The sequence below is a fragment of the Micromonospora sp. C31 genome (genome assembly GCF_018070575.1).
Classification (GTDB): domain Bacteria; phylum Actinomycetota; class Actinomycetes; order Mycobacteriales; family Micromonosporaceae; genus Micromonospora.
In genome coordinates, this window is the sequence record NZ_JAGPXN010000019.1 from 67,760 (window position 1) to 81,820 (window position 14,061).

At 73.9% G+C, this 14,061-nt stretch carries 14 protein-coding genes and 1 riboswitch; of the genes, 5 read left to right on the forward strand and 9 right to left on the reverse strand.

The genetic code is table 11. The annotated features are described in order from the left end of the window. Nucleotides 1–12 precede the first annotated feature (12 nt). A riboswitch (cyclic di-AMP (ydaO/yuaA leader) is annotated at nucleotides 13–144 on the reverse strand. A gap of 153 nt (nucleotides 145–297) precedes the next feature. The 3 genes from KBX06_RS22325 to KBX06_RS22335 form a co-directional block, all read right to left on the reverse strand. Beyond that, nucleotides 298–1,215, reverse strand: a complete 918-nt coding sequence (locus KBX06_RS22325; protein ID WP_210838262.1) for a cation diffusion facilitator family transporter — start codon at nucleotides 1,213–1,215, stop codon at nucleotides 298–300. Nucleotides 1,216–1,292: 77 nt separating this feature from the next. After that, on the reverse strand, nucleotides 1,293–3,410 hold the full coding sequence (locus tag KBX06_RS22330; RefSeq protein WP_210838264.1) for an AAA family ATPase: 2,118 nt from the start codon (nucleotides 3,408–3,410) through the stop codon (nucleotides 1,293–1,295). A 164-nt stretch (nucleotides 3,411–3,574) separates the two neighbouring features. After that, nucleotides 3,575–4,510 (reverse strand): alpha/beta fold hydrolase, encoded by a 936-nt coding sequence (locus KBX06_RS22335; RefSeq protein ID WP_210838266.1) that lies wholly within the window; start codon nucleotides 4,508–4,510, stop codon nucleotides 3,575–3,577. Between the two features lie 149 nt (nucleotides 4,511–4,659). On the opposite strand from KBX06_RS22335, the gene KBX06_RS22340 reads away from it, so the two are divergent. Continuing rightward, on the forward strand, nucleotides 4,660–5,250 hold the full coding sequence (locus tag KBX06_RS22340; RefSeq protein WP_210838268.1) for a carbonic anhydrase: 591 nt from the start codon (nucleotides 4,660–4,662) through the stop codon (nucleotides 5,248–5,250). Nucleotides 5,251–5,394: 144 nt separating this feature from the next. Here KBX06_RS22340 and KBX06_RS22345 read toward each other — a convergent pair whose 3' ends face one another. Continuing rightward, nucleotides 5,395–5,724 carry a hypothetical protein gene (locus KBX06_RS22345; protein ID WP_210838270.1) on the reverse strand — a complete coding sequence of 110 codons (330 nt, stop codon included), beginning with the start codon at nucleotides 5,722–5,724 and terminating at the stop codon, nucleotides 5,395–5,397. 303 nt (nucleotides 5,725–6,027) lie between these two features. On the opposite strand from KBX06_RS22345, the gene KBX06_RS22350 reads away from it, so the two are divergent. Beyond that, nucleotides 6,028–6,519 (forward strand): DUF3145 domain-containing protein, encoded by a 492-nt coding sequence (locus KBX06_RS22350; protein WP_210838272.1) that lies wholly within the window; start codon nucleotides 6,028–6,030, stop codon nucleotides 6,517–6,519. A 77-nt stretch (nucleotides 6,520–6,596) separates the two neighbouring features. After that, complete coding sequence (locus KBX06_RS22355; protein ID WP_210838274.1) at nucleotides 6,597–8,336, forward strand: glycoside hydrolase family 3 protein; 1,740 nt, start codon at nucleotides 6,597–6,599, stop codon at nucleotides 8,334–8,336. A 7-nt stretch (nucleotides 8,337–8,343) separates the two neighbouring features. Here the strand turns inward: KBX06_RS22355 and KBX06_RS22360 are convergent, their stop codons facing one another. Beyond that, nucleotides 8,344–8,994 carry a lipoprotein gene (locus KBX06_RS22360; RefSeq protein ID WP_210838276.1) on the reverse strand — a complete coding sequence of 217 codons (651 nt, stop codon included), beginning with the start codon at nucleotides 8,992–8,994 and terminating at the stop codon, nucleotides 8,344–8,346. 26 nt (nucleotides 8,995–9,020) lie between these two features. Here KBX06_RS22360 and KBX06_RS22365 point away from each other — a divergent pair, with 26 nt between their 5' ends. Together KBX06_RS22365 and KBX06_RS22370 are read left to right on the forward strand one after the other, a co-directional pair. Then, complete coding sequence (locus KBX06_RS22365; RefSeq protein ID WP_247686458.1) at nucleotides 9,021–9,743, forward strand: hypothetical protein; 723 nt, start codon at nucleotides 9,021–9,023, stop codon at nucleotides 9,741–9,743. A gap of 42 nt (nucleotides 9,744–9,785) precedes the next feature. After that, nucleotides 9,786–10,004, forward strand: coding sequence for a hypothetical protein (locus tag KBX06_RS22370; protein ID WP_210838278.1), 219 nt, complete (start codon nucleotides 9,786–9,788; stop codon nucleotides 10,002–10,004). 108 nt (nucleotides 10,005–10,112) lie between these two features. Here the strand turns inward: KBX06_RS22370 and KBX06_RS22375 are convergent, their stop codons facing one another. The 4 genes from KBX06_RS22375 to KBX06_RS22390 form a co-directional block, all read right to left on the reverse strand. Continuing rightward, nucleotides 10,113–11,552 (reverse strand): acyl-CoA carboxylase subunit beta, encoded by a 1,440-nt coding sequence (locus tag KBX06_RS22375; RefSeq protein WP_210838280.1) that lies wholly within the window; start codon nucleotides 11,550–11,552, stop codon nucleotides 10,113–10,115. Nucleotides 11,553–11,562: 10 nt separating this feature from the next. After that, nucleotides 11,563–12,789, reverse strand: a complete 1,227-nt coding sequence (gene fabF, locus KBX06_RS22380) for a beta-ketoacyl-ACP synthase II (RefSeq protein WP_210838282.1) — start codon at nucleotides 12,787–12,789, stop codon at nucleotides 11,563–11,565. 2 nt (nucleotides 12,790–12,791) lie between these two features. Next, nucleotides 12,792–13,031, reverse strand: coding sequence for an acyl carrier protein (locus tag KBX06_RS22385; protein WP_007072348.1), 240 nt, complete (start codon nucleotides 13,029–13,031; stop codon nucleotides 12,792–12,794). Between the two features lie 82 nt (nucleotides 13,032–13,113). Further along, on the reverse strand, nucleotides 13,114–14,058 hold the full coding sequence (locus tag KBX06_RS22390; protein ID WP_210838284.1) for a beta-ketoacyl-ACP synthase III: 945 nt from the start codon (nucleotides 14,056–14,058) through the stop codon (nucleotides 13,114–13,116). Nucleotides 14,059–14,061 lie beyond the last annotated feature (3 nt).

Below are 14,061 nucleotides of genomic sequence, written 5' to 3' on the forward strand. Positions count from 1 at the left end.
ACTGGCATACACGTGTCCTTCCGTCAGCCGCCGACCGGGTTAGCTGACGGGTTCGGGACGGAAGATCCCTACCGCTGACGCGGATGCACCCCACGAACATGGTTCCCCGGTTCGCCCCGCCGGGCGATTAGGCGGCGGCCCCCGCCGGCACCGGTGGGTGCCGCCTGGCGGAGACCGAGGCCGAGCCTACCGGTGCCGGTGTGGCTGTTGCAGCGCAGGTTACGCAGGGTGCGTGTCCGTTAACCTACAAATCCGGCATATCGTAACAATGCTCTCCCAGAATTAAGGATGTCCTCATTACCACTCGACCGCCCCGCAGGCCCCGGGCGACGCTTTCGGCTCGATCTGCAACGTGGCGTGCTCGATCTGGAAGTCGTCGTGCAGTGCGGCCCGGGCGGTGCTCAGCACCGCGCCGACCTCCGCGCCGGGTGCCATGGTCAGGTGCGCCGAGGCCACCTCCATCCCGGAGGTCAGCGTCCAGACGTGCAGGTCGTGCACCTCGGCGACGCCGGGCACGGCGGCCAGCCGGTCGTGCACCGCCGTGACCTGGAGGTGCTCCGGCGCGGCCTGCACCAGGATGCGCAGCGCGGCCCGCCCGAGCCGCCAGGTGCGCGGCAGGATGAACAGCCCGATCGTGACCGCCACCAGTGGGTCCGCCCACCACCAGCCGGTGGTGGCGATCAGCAGCGCCGCGGCGATCACGCCGAGTGACCCCAGTAGGTCCCCGAGCACCTCCAGGTACGCGCCGTGCACGTTGATGCTCTCCTTCGCCCCGGAGCGCAGCAGCGCGAAGGCGCCGACGTTGGCGAGCAGGCCGAGGACGGCGACCACCAGCATCGGGCCGGCCAGCACCTCCGGCGGGTCGTCGAGGCGACGCACGGCCTCGATCACGACGTAGACCGCGACGCCGGAGAGCAGTAGGGCGTTGGCCAGGGCGGCGAGCACCTCCAGGCGGTAGAGGCCGAAGGTGCGCTGCGGGTCGGCGCCCGCCCGCCGGGTCGCGGCGATCGCCGCGAGCGCCATGCCGATGCCGAGCACGTCGGTGAACATGTGCCCGGCGTCGCTCAACAGGGCCAGCGAGCCCGTGTGGAAGGCTGCCACCGCCTCCACCACCATCAGGCCGGCTAGCAGCCCGAAGGCCGCCCAGAGCCGACCCCGGTGGCGGGCTGCGGCGTTCGCCACCGACCCGTGATGGTGGTCATGACCTGCGCCCACGCGCCCATCCTCCCTCTGGGGATCCGGATCCGCGTTCAATTTATGCTCACATTGCTATGTGTGCAAGTAACGGATGCTCAGCCGGTCGGATCGACGGTGGTCAGCCGCTGGGTGGCCCGGGACAACGCCACGTAGAGCGTCCGCACCCCCGACCCCGGGTCGGCCCGGATCTCGCTCGGGGCGACGAGGACGACCCCGTCGTACTCCATGCCCTTGGCCTCCAGGCTGGTCACGACCTGAAGGCGCGGCGCGCCCAGGCCCGCCAGCCAGCCGGCGACCTCGTCACGACGGGGCACGGGCGTGATCACGCCGACCGTGCCCGCGACCTCGGCGAGCAGTGCCGTGGCCGCCGCCACGACGGCGGTCTCCAGCTCCGCCGGCGGCACCGCCAGCGCGACCGGCTCGACGCCGGTGGAGCGCACCGCCCTGGGCAGCGGGAGATCCGGATGCAGCCGGCGGATCTCGGCCGCCGCCACCGCGAAGATCTCCGCCGAGTTGCGGTAGTTGGTGGTGAGGGTGAAGTGGTGCCGCTTGCGCCGGCCCAGCGCCTGGTCCCGGGCCCGGGTCAGCTCCTCCGCCTCGCCCGTCCACGCCGTCTGGGCCGGGTCGCCCACCACCGTCCACGAGGCCAGCCGGCCGCGCCGGCCGATCATGCGCCACTGCATCGGCGAGACGTCCTGCGACTCGTCGACCACCACGTGCGCGTACTCCCGGTAGTCGTCCGGGCGTTCCCGGGCCGCCTCGCGGGCGGCGCGCTGCCGGTCGGCGAAGGTGCTCAGCTCGCGGACCCCGCCGGCGAGCTGGAACGGGTCCCGCCGGGCCCGGGCCGGCCGCATCGGCTTGCCGAGCAGCGCGTCCAACTCGTCGAGCAGCGCGATGTCGGCGATCGTCAGCCCGGCCGCGTCGAGGCTCCGGTACGCCTCGGTCAGCAACCGGATCTCGGCGCGGGAGAGGATGCCGGCGGCGTACCGGTGCAACCGCTCCGGGCGGGCCAGCCAGCCCAGCACGTGCCGAGGGTGCAGCCGGGGCCACCACGCCTTGAGGAACTCCCGGAACTCCGGCCGCTCGGCGACCTCGTCCTCGAAAGCGCGCTGCTCGGGCAGCCGGCCGACGCCCAACCTGCGGGCCTGCGCCCAGAGTGCCGCGAAGACCCCGTCGAAGCCGGCCCGGCGCACCTCGTTGCGCCGGGCGCCCCGGGGCATCGCCCGGTCCCGGATGCCGTCCAGCTCGCGGCGCTCCAACCGGAGCAGCGCGCCCCGGTAGAGCAGCCGCAGCTCGGTCGGGCCGCCCGGCACCGCGTCGCGGGCCGCCCGCTCCAGCACCCGCCGCATCCGCAGCGAACCCTTCACCGCCGCCACGGCCGGCGGATCGGTGCGGGTGGCGCCCAGGCCCGGGAAGAGCGTGCCCAGCGAGTGCAGGGTGGCGGTGTCCTCGCCCAGCGAGGGCAGCACCGAGGCGATGTACTCGACGAACACCGAGGACGGGCCCACCACCAGGATGCCGCCGCCGGCGAACCGGCTGCGGTCGGAATAGAGCAGGTACGCGGCCCGGTGCAGGGCGACGGCCGTCTTCCCGGTGCCGGGACCACCGGACACGATCGTCACGCCCGAGCCGGGGGAGCGGATCGCCTCGTCCTGCTCCCGCTGGATGGTGGCGACGATGTCCCGCATGCCCCGGCCGGTGGCCTTCGACAGCGTGGCCAGCAGCGCCCCGTCACCGACGATCGCCATGTCGGCGGGGGCGGCGACGGGGTCGAGCAGGTCGTCCTCGATCCGGGTGACCCGTTCGGCGGAGGACTGGATGGTGCGCCGCCGCACCACGCCCAGCGGCTGCGCGGGGGTGGCCTGGTAGAAGGCGGCGGCGGCCGGAGCCCGCCAGTCGACCACCAGGGTGGAGGCGTCGTCGTCGCGGATGCCCAGCCGCCCGACGTGCAGCACCTGCCGGTCCAGCAGGTCCAGGCGGCCGAAGACCAGGCCCTCGTGCTCGGCGTCCAGCATGTGCCGCCGCCGCGCGGCGTGGAACACCATCGCGTCCCGTTCGACCAGCGCCCCGAAGTTGCCCACCCGGGCGAGCCGGTAGCCCTCCTTCTCGGCGCTCACCGCCGACCGGCGCAGCTCGGCCAGTCGGGCGTACACCCGGTCGAGATGCCGCTGCTCGACGGCGATCTCCTGTTCCAGGGTGGTCTGGTCGGTCACCGCTCGCTCCTCCTGACGTCGGCGGCGGGCGGCGCGAACCGCGCCAACCGCGCCAGGCCAACCGCAAGAGGGTACGGCCCGCGCGCAACCAGCGGCGCCACCGGTGCGGGAAAGGAACCCGCGTCACGCCCGCCGGGACCCAGACGCGCTCCCGGCGGCCCGGGTCAGTCCGCCCGGGCGGCGGCGGTGGCGCCGGCGCCGGGGGCGGCGAGCACGCGCCGGAGCACGCCGCCCACCGCCTCGTTGACCTCGTCGGGGCGTTCCATCATCAGCATGTGCCCGGCACCCGGGCAGACGGTCAGCTCGGTCGCCGGCAGCGCGGCGGCGATCGACTCGGCGCAGGGCGGCGGGGTGAGCCGGTCCCGGTCGCCGACCAGGGCGGCCGCCGGCAGGTGGGCCAGCGCGGCGAGGGTGTCCAGCCGGTGCTGCGCCCCGATCGAGGCGCGGAACCCGCCGATCGAGCGCAGGGAGGCGCGGGCCACCGCCGAGGTGACCAGCCGGATGTCGTGCGGATCGCAACGGTCGCCGAAGAGCATCCAGCGGATGCTGGGACGCAGCGCGCGCAGCAGCGCCCGGGGCGGCCGCCAGGACCCGCACCGGGCCAGCACGCCGGCCCCGGTCGTCTCGGCGAGCCGGATCAACCGGGCGATCCGGGGCGAGAGGCCGTACGCGGTGTGCGTGTGGCCCTCGGCGGTCGTGGAGACGAAGACCAGCCCGGCCGTCCGGGCGGCGAAGTGCCCGGGATGGCGGTGCGCGTACTCCATGATCGTCATGCCGCCCATCGAGTGGCCGACCAGCACGACGCGCCCCGTCGGCGCCACCTCGTCCAGCACCGCGGCGAGATCGTCGCCGAGCTGGGCCACGGTGGCGGTGGGCAGCGCCATGCAGCTCGACCGGCCGTGGCCACGGGCGTCGTAGGTCACCACCCGCACCGCGTCGTCGAACCGGTGCCGCAGGTCGGCGAGCTGCCGGTGCCAGGCCCGCCCGTCCAGGGTCCAGCCGTGCAGCAGCACGACGGTGACCCCGGCGTCGGCCGGTCCGGCCGCCTCGACGTGCAGGCGTACGTCGTCGGCAAGACGTACCTCGACGTGATCCGGCATCGCTCACCTCCCCAGCGCCCGCGCGGAACCGCAACACCGGGGATACCCGGTGGTAACACCGGCTACCCGTCATGAGACCACGACAACCGTGTCGATGAGAAGATCCCCATCTCGCTCCGGGCGTCCGATGGGCCCGCCAAGCTGTAAGCATGGGCTCTCCCCGGGCCGCGCTGGCCGAACTGCTCGCCGGCAACCGCCGCTTCGTCAGCGGCCAGCCGATCCACGGACACGACGTCACCGCGGCCGCCGCGGCGGCCTCCGGCGACCAGCAGCCGTACGCGGTGCTCCTCGGCTGCATCGACTCGCGGGTGCCGCTGGAGGCGATCTTCGACCAGACCTTCGGCTCGATCTGCGTGATCCGCACCGGCGGGCACGTGCTCGACCGGGCGGTGCTCGGCTCCATCGAGTACGTGGTGGGCGAGCTGGGTGTCCGGCTGGTGGTGGTGCTCGGGCACGAGCGGTGCGGCGCGGTCGCCTCGACCGTCGACACGCTGCGCGGTGGCCGGTCGCCGGGTGGCTCGCTGGCCCACCTCGTCGAGCAGATCGCCCCGGCGGTGACCGAGGTGGGCGTCGACGACCCCCGGGTGCATCCGATGGCCGTCCGGCGGCACGTGCTCCGTACGGTGCACGCCCTGCGCGCCGACGCCCTGCTCGCCGCACCCGTCGCCGCCGGCCGGCTGGCGGTGGTCGGCGCGCTCTACGACCTGGCGACCGGCGAGGTGGCCCTGCTGGAGGTGTAAGGAAGGGGCCCTTCCTAACGCCTGGTGTATAGGAAGGGCCCCTTCCTTACACCTCACAAGCGAGTGGGCTGCCGGGGGCGTGGACGCGGAACCGCCCGCCGGGATGATCCCGACGGGCGGTTCAGGTGTCGCGTGGGGGAGGGCTCAGCCCTCGAAGACGCCGGCCTCGACGAGGCGCTTCTCGGTGGCGTCCCAGCCGTCACCCGGGTGGGTGGCGTTGAGGTTGTTGAGCTCGGCCCGGATCTTGGCGGCGTGGCCGGCGGCGGCCAGCACCCGGATCTCCTCGACGAACGCGTCGGAGTCGGTGCGCAGGTGCGCGGTCTTGCCGTTGGTCAGGTTCCGCACGTAGGCGTGCTTGCCGCCGTTGAGCGGGATGACGTACTTGAACTCGCCCAGCACGCTGAGGGCGCCACCCTGGCCTGCCTGGCCGGCCCGGACTGACGCGCGCGCGGTCTTAGAGGTGTTGCTCGCCACGGAGGTACTCCTTGCAAGACGTACGGGAGGACGGAAAGTCCGGGGGCTGTGCGGGCACCGCCCTGACGGATGGGCCCGCGAAGATGTGCGCGGCACAGGCCGCCGATGGAACTGTACACGAACACGGTCCCTGGCTGGTCATCGCGTCGTGAGGGGTCAACCGGGGCACCCGTCCGACTATTCCGGCGCGAATTCTCCGATTCCCTGGCGCACCATCCGTCACACCAGTCATCATGTGTTCCAACAACCACTCGGTGGTCGAGGTCGTAGGGGAAGACGCACCTCGCTCTCCGGGAGGTCACCGTGCCAACGCGTGGCGTCGTATACGTCCACTCGACCCCGCTCGCCGTGTGCTCACACGTCGAGTGGGCGATCGCGCGCGTCCTCGCCGCGCCGGTCAACCTGCAGTGGACGGCTCAGCCCGTCGACCCCGGCGCCCGCCGGGCCGAGTGCGGGTGGACCGGTCGTCCGGGGACGGGCGCCGAGCTGGCTGCTGCCCTCCGGCAGTGGCCCATGATCCGTTTCGAGGTCACCGAGGAACCGAGCCCCGGCGCCGACGGCGAGCGCTTCATGTACGTGCCCGGGCGCGGCCTGTTCCGGGCGACCGTCGGGGCGGCCGGCGACATCCAGCTCGGTGAGGACCGCCTGCGCAGCATCATGACGGGCGCGCGGGCACCGGAGGCCCTCGCGCACGCCCTCGACAAGGCGCTCGGCACGGCGTGGGACGCCGAACTGGAGCCCTACCGGTACGCCGGCGACGGCGCACCGGTGACCCTGCTCACCCGCGTCGGCTGACGCCGGGGCTCCGACCGGGAACGACTCATCCGGTCGGGTGAAGGTCAAGTTGCCCCGATAAGGGATGAACTGGTGGGATGGGCGGCGTGTCGACTACCCCGCGACGTGCCGGCGTCGCGCTCGCCGCCCTGACCGCGCTGCTCGTCTCCGGGTGCTCCGGGCCGGCGGACCGCCGCCCCGATCCGACGCCGACGAGCGCCGCCGCCCCGACGGCCACCCCGGCACCCGCCGCCAGCGTCCCCGGCGCCGATCCCGCCGCCCGCGCCGCCGCCCTCGTGGCCTCGCTGGCCGACGAGGACCTGGTCGGCCAGGTGCTCATGCCGTACGCCTACGGCGACGCGGCCACCCGGGTCTCGCCCGGCTCGGCGGCCGGCAACCAGGCACTGGCGGGGGTGGACACCCCCGCCCAGATGGTCGAGAAGTACCGGCTCGGCGGGCTGATCCTGGTCGGCTTCAGCGCCGACGACCCCACCAGGGGCAACCAGGAGACGACCAACGTCGACAACCCGAAGCAGGTTCGCGCGCTGACCGACGGCCTGCGTGCGGCCGCCGGGCGGTTGCCCGCCGGTCCGGCGCCCTTCCTGGTCGGCACCGACCAGGAGCACGGCGTGGTCACCCGGATCACCGACGGCGTGACGCTGCTGCCCAGCGCCCTCGCCGCCGGCGCCGCCGGGCGGCCGGAGCTGACCGAGGCCGCCTGGCGGGCGGCCGGCGCCGAACTCGCCGCGATGGGCATCAACCTCGACTTCGCCCCCGTCGCCGACGTGCTCGTCACCCGCAGCACCGTGATCGGCTCCCGGTCGTACGGGGCGAACCCGAAGGTGGCGGCCGGGCAGGTCGCGGGCGCGGTCCGGGGGTTGCAGTCCGCCGGTGTCGCGGCCACCGTCAAGCACTTCCCGGGGCACGGGCACAGCGCCGCCGACTCCCACGAGGGACTGCCGGTGCTCGGCCAGCCCCGCCGGACGCTGGAGACCGGTGCGTGGCCGCCCTTCTCCGCCGCCATCGACGCGGGCGCGATGGCCGTGATGTCCGCCCACCTCGACGTGCGGTCCGTGGACCCGGGCACCGCGGCGACCTTCTCGCACAAGCTGCTCACCGGCGTGCTCCGTGGCCAGCTCGGCTTCCAGGGCGTCGTGATCACCGACGGGATGAACATGCCGCCGGCCAAGCGCTGGTCGCCGGGCGAGGCCGCCGTGCGGGCGCTCAAGGCGGGCAACGACCTGATCCTGATGCCGCCGAACGTCCGTCAGGCGTACGACGGGCTGCTCGCCGCGCTGCGCGACGACTCGCTGCCCCGGGCCCGCCTCGTCGAGGCCGCGACCCGGGTGCTGACGATGAAGTTCAAGCTCGCCGACCGGCCCACGCCCGAGCTGTCCACCCTCGGCGGACCGGCGCACCGCAAGGCGGCGGAGGACCTGGCCGCGGCTTCGGTGACGGTGCTGCGGGGCGCCTGCGGAGGCGGCGTCCGGGGCCCGGTGACCGTGACCGCCTCCGGCGGGCGGGACCACACCCGGGCGGCGCTGACCGAGGCGCTCAAGGCGGCCGGGGTCCGGGTGGTGGCCGGCGGCGGCACGGTGGTGCACCTCGTCGGTTACGGCGACGGCACCGGTGACCTGCGCGCCGACGCCGCCGTCACGGTGGCCATGGACACCCCGTACGTGCTGGCGAAGGCCAAGTCGCCCATGCTGCTGGCGACCTACTCGTCCAGCCGGGCGTCGATGACCGCCCTCGCCGGGGTGCTGGCCGGCAAGGCCCGCCCGGACGGCCGCTCCCCGGTGCCGGTGACCGGCCTGCCCGCCACGACCTGCGGCACCTGAGCGGGCGTCAGTCGCGGTTGATCCGGGCCGACTGCTTGACCAACTGGTACGCCGGCAGCAGCTCCACGGGGTCCGAGGTGTCCAGGCTCAGCACGATCGGACCATAGAGGGAGGAGACCGCGACGGCCCGGTCGCCGACCGCGCCGCCGTCCTTCCTGGGATAGCTCGCCTCGACGGCGTCGAGGGTGCCGGCCTTGAGACGCCGGTACTCCGCGTCCGCCGCCTCCGGCGAGTAGGCGTCGAGGAAATGCTCCAGGTGCGCCTCGGCGCCGCCGGCGACCCCGTCGACCCGCCACACGCGGAGGAACCCGATCGAGCCGGCGGGCTTGGCGTCGATCTCGCACAGCATGAGGGCCTTGCCGAGGCGCGGCTCGCCGAGCTCTGCCGAACCCTTCACCGCCTCGACCTTCCATCTCGCCGGCACCGAGAAGGTGACCGGCAGCTCGCAGGGCGTGCCCTTGCCGCCCACCGTGGTCCCGGCAGGAGCCGCCACCACCTCGTCGTACCAGGGCGGGCCGGGGGTCACCGGGGAGGCGGTGGCGCTCGGCGAGGCCGACGGGGAGCCGCCGGCCGAAGGCGACTCCCCGCCGTCGGCGCAGCCGCCGGCCAGTCCGATGGTGAGCGCCGCGAGCACGGCGGCGCGGGTACGACGTCGCATGGTTGTCCGTTTCCCCCCGTTGACCGATGAGCCGGCTCATCAAAGCGGCGCGGAGCGGCGACGTCAATCCGGTCGAGCCGGGCAGCCGCGCGTCAGGGCGACGGCCGGCCACGGCAAACCCGGTGTCGTCGGGTCCACCGATGGGCGATGCTCGACTCATGGCTGACACCGTGCGGGCGTGGCGCAGCCCGGCCCTGGCCCGGGCCATCGGTGGGATCGAGGCGGAACTCGACCTGGCCTGGGCGCGCCTGCTCGGCGAGTGGGAGGTCGCCAGCGGTTCGCCGGAGGAGACGGCGTTGGGCTGGCTCGTCGTCGATGCTCCCGAGGAGCATGACTGGCGCGTCGTCGACGCCGCCCTCGACCGCCTGACGTGCCCGCAGTGCCAGTCCGCGCTGACCAGAGGGCCGGCTGCCTGCCAGCGGTGCGCCTACTACCACGAGGTGCGCTTCGCCGCCCGGGAGGTGGATCGGCCGAACGTGCCGCCCGGAAACGAGCACGCCATCCGCGTCAGTTTCGCCGTTGCCCGCAGCCGCACGCGGTACAGCGCGCGGGCGAGGGTCGGCTACGAACTGGTCCTGCCCTCACTCGTCGCCGGGGACCTGCCCACCACCGCGCAGGCCCAGGCAGGCAAAGTGTTGATCAACAAACTGACGCCCGAGGAGTGCGACCAGGTTGCGACGTTCGCAGAGGTCGAAGAACGTGCACGTATCCGCCCGCGCTCTCCCGCCCGCGAAGAGTCGACCCGGTAACCCGTTCGCGGTCGACCGCCGAGCATGGCAGCCTGTGCGCCCATGGGGACAGCAGAGGGTTTCGCGTACGTCGAGCGGTCGGACGGCACGATCGTGATCACCCACCACGGCCGGGCGGCGGGCACCCTGCGCGGCGGCCGGGCGGCGGAGTTCCTCGCCGAGGTCGACGGCGACCCGCAACTCGTCATGGCCCGATGGACCGGCAACTACCGCCGGGGCAACGAGCGGACCGCCCGCCGACACCCCCGTAACCAGGGCTGAGCGACGCGCGAGGGCCCGCGCTCGTGCTGAGCGCGGGCCCTCGCGGTGTACGCGGCCCCGGCGCGCGGCCGGCCGTCGCGCGGTGGCCGCATGGGTGCCGTGGTCGGCTTACAGGGGGATGTTGCCGTGCGCGCCCCGGGCCGCCGGGGCGGCGGCGAGGGCCCCGGCGATGCGACGGCGGGTCTCGGCGGGGGTGATGACGTCGTCCACGACGCCGATCTCGAGGGCCCGGTTGACGCCGCCGGCGATGCGGGTCTGCTCCTCGACGAGCTGCGCGCGCAGCGTCTCGCGCTCCTCGGCGGGGACGGCGGCCAGCTTCTTGCGGTGCAGGATGTTGACCGCGGCGCCGGCGCCCATCACGGCTACCTCGGCGTTGGGCCAGGCGAACACGGCGGTGGCGCCCAGGGCGCGGGAGTTCATCGCGATGTACGCCCCGCCGTAGGCCTTGCGGGTGACCAGGGTGACCCGGGGCACGACGGCCTCGGCGAAGGCGTGCAGGAGCTTCGCGCCGCGCCGGACGACGCCGTCCCACTCCTGGCCGAGGCCGGGCAGGTAGCCGGGGACGTCGACCAGGACGATCAGCGGCACGCCGAGGGAGTCGCACATGCGCACGAACCGGGCGGCCTTCTCGGCGCTGGACGCGTCCAGGCAGCCGCCCAGGCGCAGCGGGTTGTTCGCGACGACCCCGACGGTGCGCCCGGCGAAGCGACCCAGGGTGGTCACCACGTTGGGCGCCCACTTGGCGTGCAGCTCCACCCCGGGGGCGTCCAGCAGCGCCTTGACCACCGGCTTGACGTCGTAGGCGCGGTTCGGCTCGGCCGGCATCTTCGCCGTCAGGTCGTGACCCCCCTCGTCCTGGGCGGACACGTCGTCGGGCGACAGCCGCCCCTGCCGGCCCAGCAACGCCGCGAGCTTGCGCGACTCGCTGATCGCCGACTCGTCGTCGGCGCAGGTCACGTGGACCACCCCGGAGCGGCGGCCGTGCGGCTCGGGCCCACCGAGGCGCGCCATGTCGACCCGCTCGCCGGTGACGCTGCGGACCACCTCCGGGCCGGTCACGAAGATCCGGCCCGCGCCGCTCATGACCACGATGTCGGTCAGCGCCGGCCCGTACGCGGCGCCACCGGCCGCCGGACCGAGCACCGTGGAGATCTGCGGCACCCGCCCCGAGGCCCGCACCATCGCCGCGAACACCTGGCCCACCGCGTCCAGGGCGACCACGCCCTCGGCCAGCCGTGCCCCGCCCGAGTGCCACAGCCCCACCACGGGCACCCGCTCCCGTACCGCGGTGTCGATGGCGTCCACGACGTGCCGGCACCCTTCGGTGCCCATCGCCCCGCCCATCCGCGTCGCGTCGGTGGCGTACGCGACGACCGGCGACCCCTCGACCTCGCCGCGCGCCCACAACACGCCCGAGGTGTCGCGCGGCACCGACAGTCGCAACGATCCCGCGTCGAACAGCGCCCGGAGCCGTACCTCGGGATCCCGGTGGTCCACGACGGAAGACGGGTCCACGCCGACGGCGGTGGTGGTCACGTGAGCCTCCATGGCTGTGGTCTCAGGCCCGCGTGAAGACGAGAGCCACGTTGTGACCGCCGAAGCCGAACGAGTTGTTCAGCGCGGCGGGGATGTCCAGGTGGCGTGCCTCGTTGGCGGCCACGTCCAGGCTGAGCCCGTCGTCGGGGTCGTCCAGGTTGATCGTCGGCGGTACGACGCCGTCGCGGATCGCCAGGATGGTGGCGATCGACTCCAGGGCGCCCGCCGCGCCCAGCAGGTGACCGGACATCGACTTGGTCGAGGTCAGCACCGGGTGGTCGCCCAGCGCCGCCCGCAGCGCGGTGATCTCCGCGACGTCGCCGACCGGGGTCGACGTGGCGTGCGCGTTGACGTGCACGATGTCCGCCCTGGCGACGTCCGCGTCCGCGATCGCCTTCGCGATCGCCCGGATGGCGCCCTCGCCCTCCGGGTGCGGCTGGACGATGTCGTAGCCGTCGGAGGTGAGCCCGGCGCCGGCCAGCCGGGCGTAGACCCGGGCGCCCCGGGCGGCGGCGTGCTCGGCCCGCTCCAGCACCAGGATGCCCGCGCCCTCACCGAGCACGAAGCCGTCACGGCCCTTGTCCCACGGGCGGGAGGCCCGCTCCGGCTCGTCGTTGCGGGTCGACATCGCCCGCATCGAGCTGAAGCCGGCGATCGGCAGCTGGTGGATGACCGCTTCGGTGCCGCCGGCCACCACCACGTCGGCGCGGCCGGCGCGGATCATGTCCATGCCGAGCGCGATCGCCTCCGCGCCCGTCGCGCAGGCGCTGGCCACCGAGTGCACCCCGGCCTTCGCGCCCAGCTCCAGCCCCACCCAGGCGGCGGGGCCGTTCGGCATCAGCATCGGGATGGTGTGCGGGGAGACCCGCCGCGGGCCGGACGCCTCCAGGATGTCGTCCTGGGCGAGCAGCGTCAGCGCGCCGCCGATGCCGGAGCCGACGCTGACGCCCAGCCGCTCCGGATCCAGCCCGGAGTCGGCCAGCCCGGAGTCCGCCCAGGCCTGCTGCGCCGCGATGATCGCGATCGCCTCGGAACGGTCGAGCCGGCGGAGCTTGACCCGGTCGATCAGACCGGTCGGCTCGACCGCGAGCCGGGCGGCGATCCGGACCGGCAGTTGCTCGGCCCACTCCTGGGTGAGCGGACCCACCCCGGAGCGGCCGGCGAGCATGGCGTCCCAGGTCGACGCGACGTCCCCGCCCAGCGGGGTGGTCGCGCCGAGCCCGGTGACGACGACGTCGGTGTGAGCCATGATCAGGACTGCGCCTCGATGTAGCTGACGGCGTCCCCGACGGTCTTGAGGTTCTGCACCTCGTTGTCCGGGATCTTGACGCCGAACTTCTCCTCGGCCGCCACCACGACCTCCACCATGGAGAGCGAGTCGACGTCCAGGTCGTCGGTGAAGGACTTCCCCTCGGCCACGTCGTCCGGGTTCACCCCGGCAACCTCTTCGAGGATCTCGGCGAGGCCGGCGGTGATCTCGTCACGGGTCATTGCGGTTGGTTCCTCTCATCGTGGATCATTCGACGGCCGACGACGCCGGCCGTCACTCCCCGGCACGCGGCCGGAGGGGCTTTCAGGGGCAGCGGACGACCTGACCGGCGTAGGTCAGGCCGCCGCCGAAGCCGAAGAGCAGCACCGGGGCGCCGGACGGCACCTCCCGCCGCTCGACCAGCTTGGACAGGGCCAGTGGCACGCTCGCCGCCGACGTGTTGCCGGACTCGACGATGTCCTTGGCGACGATCGCGTTCGGGATGCCGAGCCGCTTGACGATGCCGTCGATGATCCGGGAGTTGGCCTGGTGCGGTACGAAGGCGGCCAGCTCCGACGGCTCCACCCCGGCGCGCTCGCACGCCTGCCGGGCCAGCGGCGCCAGCTCCGTGGTGGCCCAGCGGAAGACCGACTGGCCCTCCTGCTGGATGTACGGGCGCCAGCCCTCGATGCGTACCGCGTCGCCCCGCTCCGGCACCGAGCCCCAGACCACCGGGCCGACACCGGCGGGCTCACCCTCGCCGACGGCCGACACCACGGCGGCGCCGGCGCCGTCGGCGAAGATGATGCAGGTGGACCGGTCCGTCCAGTCGACGATGTCGGACAGCTTCTCCGCGCCGACGACCAGGGCGTTGCGCGAGGCGCCGGCCCGGATGGCGTGGTCGACGGTGCCCAGCGCGTACGCGAAGCCGGAGCAGGCCGTGTTGAGGTCGAACGCCCCGGGCGCGGTGATGCCGAGCTTGGCGGCGACCCGGCAGGCCACGTTGGGGCTGCGGTCGGCGGAGCTGCACGTCGCCACCACGACCAGGTCGATGTCGGCGGCGGTGAGCCCGGAGTTGGCCAGGGCCTTCCCGGCTGCGGCGGCGGCCATGTCGGCGACCGTCTCGCCGTTGGCGATCCGCCGGCTGACGATGCCGACCCGGTCCCGGATCCACTCGTCGCTGGTCTCGACCAGCTGGGCGATGTCGTCGTTGGTGACCACCCGGGAGGGCTGGTAGTGCCCCAGCGCGACGATCCGGCTGCCGGTCATCGG

What these genes read in the sequence shown, in the direction of transcription:
- KBX06_RS22335 (WP_210838266.1), bottom strand. Translation starts at nt 4,510, where the DNA reads ATGCCGGATCACGTCGAGGTACGTCTTGCCGACGACGTACGCCTGCAC.
- KBX06_RS22340 (WP_210838268.1), top strand. Translation starts at nt 4,660, where the DNA reads ATGGGCTCTCCCCGGGCCGCGCTGGCCGAACTGCTCGCCGGCAACCGC.
- KBX06_RS22355 (WP_210838274.1), top strand. Translation starts at nt 6,597, where the DNA reads ATGGGCGGCGTGTCGACTACCCCGCGACGTGCCGGCGTCGCGCTCGCC.
- KBX06_RS22360 (WP_210838276.1), bottom strand. Translation starts at nt 8,994, where the DNA reads ATGCGACGTCGTACCCGCGCCGCCGTGCTCGCGGCGCTCACCATCGGA.
- KBX06_RS22365 (WP_247686458.1), top strand. Translation starts at nt 9,021, where the DNA reads ATGAGCCGGCTCATCAAAGCGGCGCGGAGCGGCGACGTCAATCCGGTC.
- KBX06_RS22370 (WP_210838278.1), top strand. Translation starts at nt 9,786, where the DNA reads ATGGGGACAGCAGAGGGTTTCGCGTACGTCGAGCGGTCGGACGGCACG.
- KBX06_RS22375 (WP_210838280.1), bottom strand. Translation starts at nt 11,552, where the DNA reads ATGGAGGCTCACGTGACCACCACCGCCGTCGGCGTGGACCCGTCTTCC.
- fabF (WP_210838282.1), bottom strand. Translation starts at nt 12,789, where the DNA reads ATGGCTCACACCGACGTCGTCGTCACCGGGCTCGGCGCGACCACCCCG.
- KBX06_RS22385 (WP_007072348.1), bottom strand. Translation starts at nt 13,031, where the DNA reads ATGACCCGTGACGAGATCACCGCCGGCCTCGCCGAGATCCTCGAAGAG.
- KBX06_RS22390 (WP_210838284.1), bottom strand. Translation starts at nt 14,058, where the DNA reads ATGACCGGCAGCCGGATCGTCGCGCTGGGGCACTACCAGCCCTCCCGG.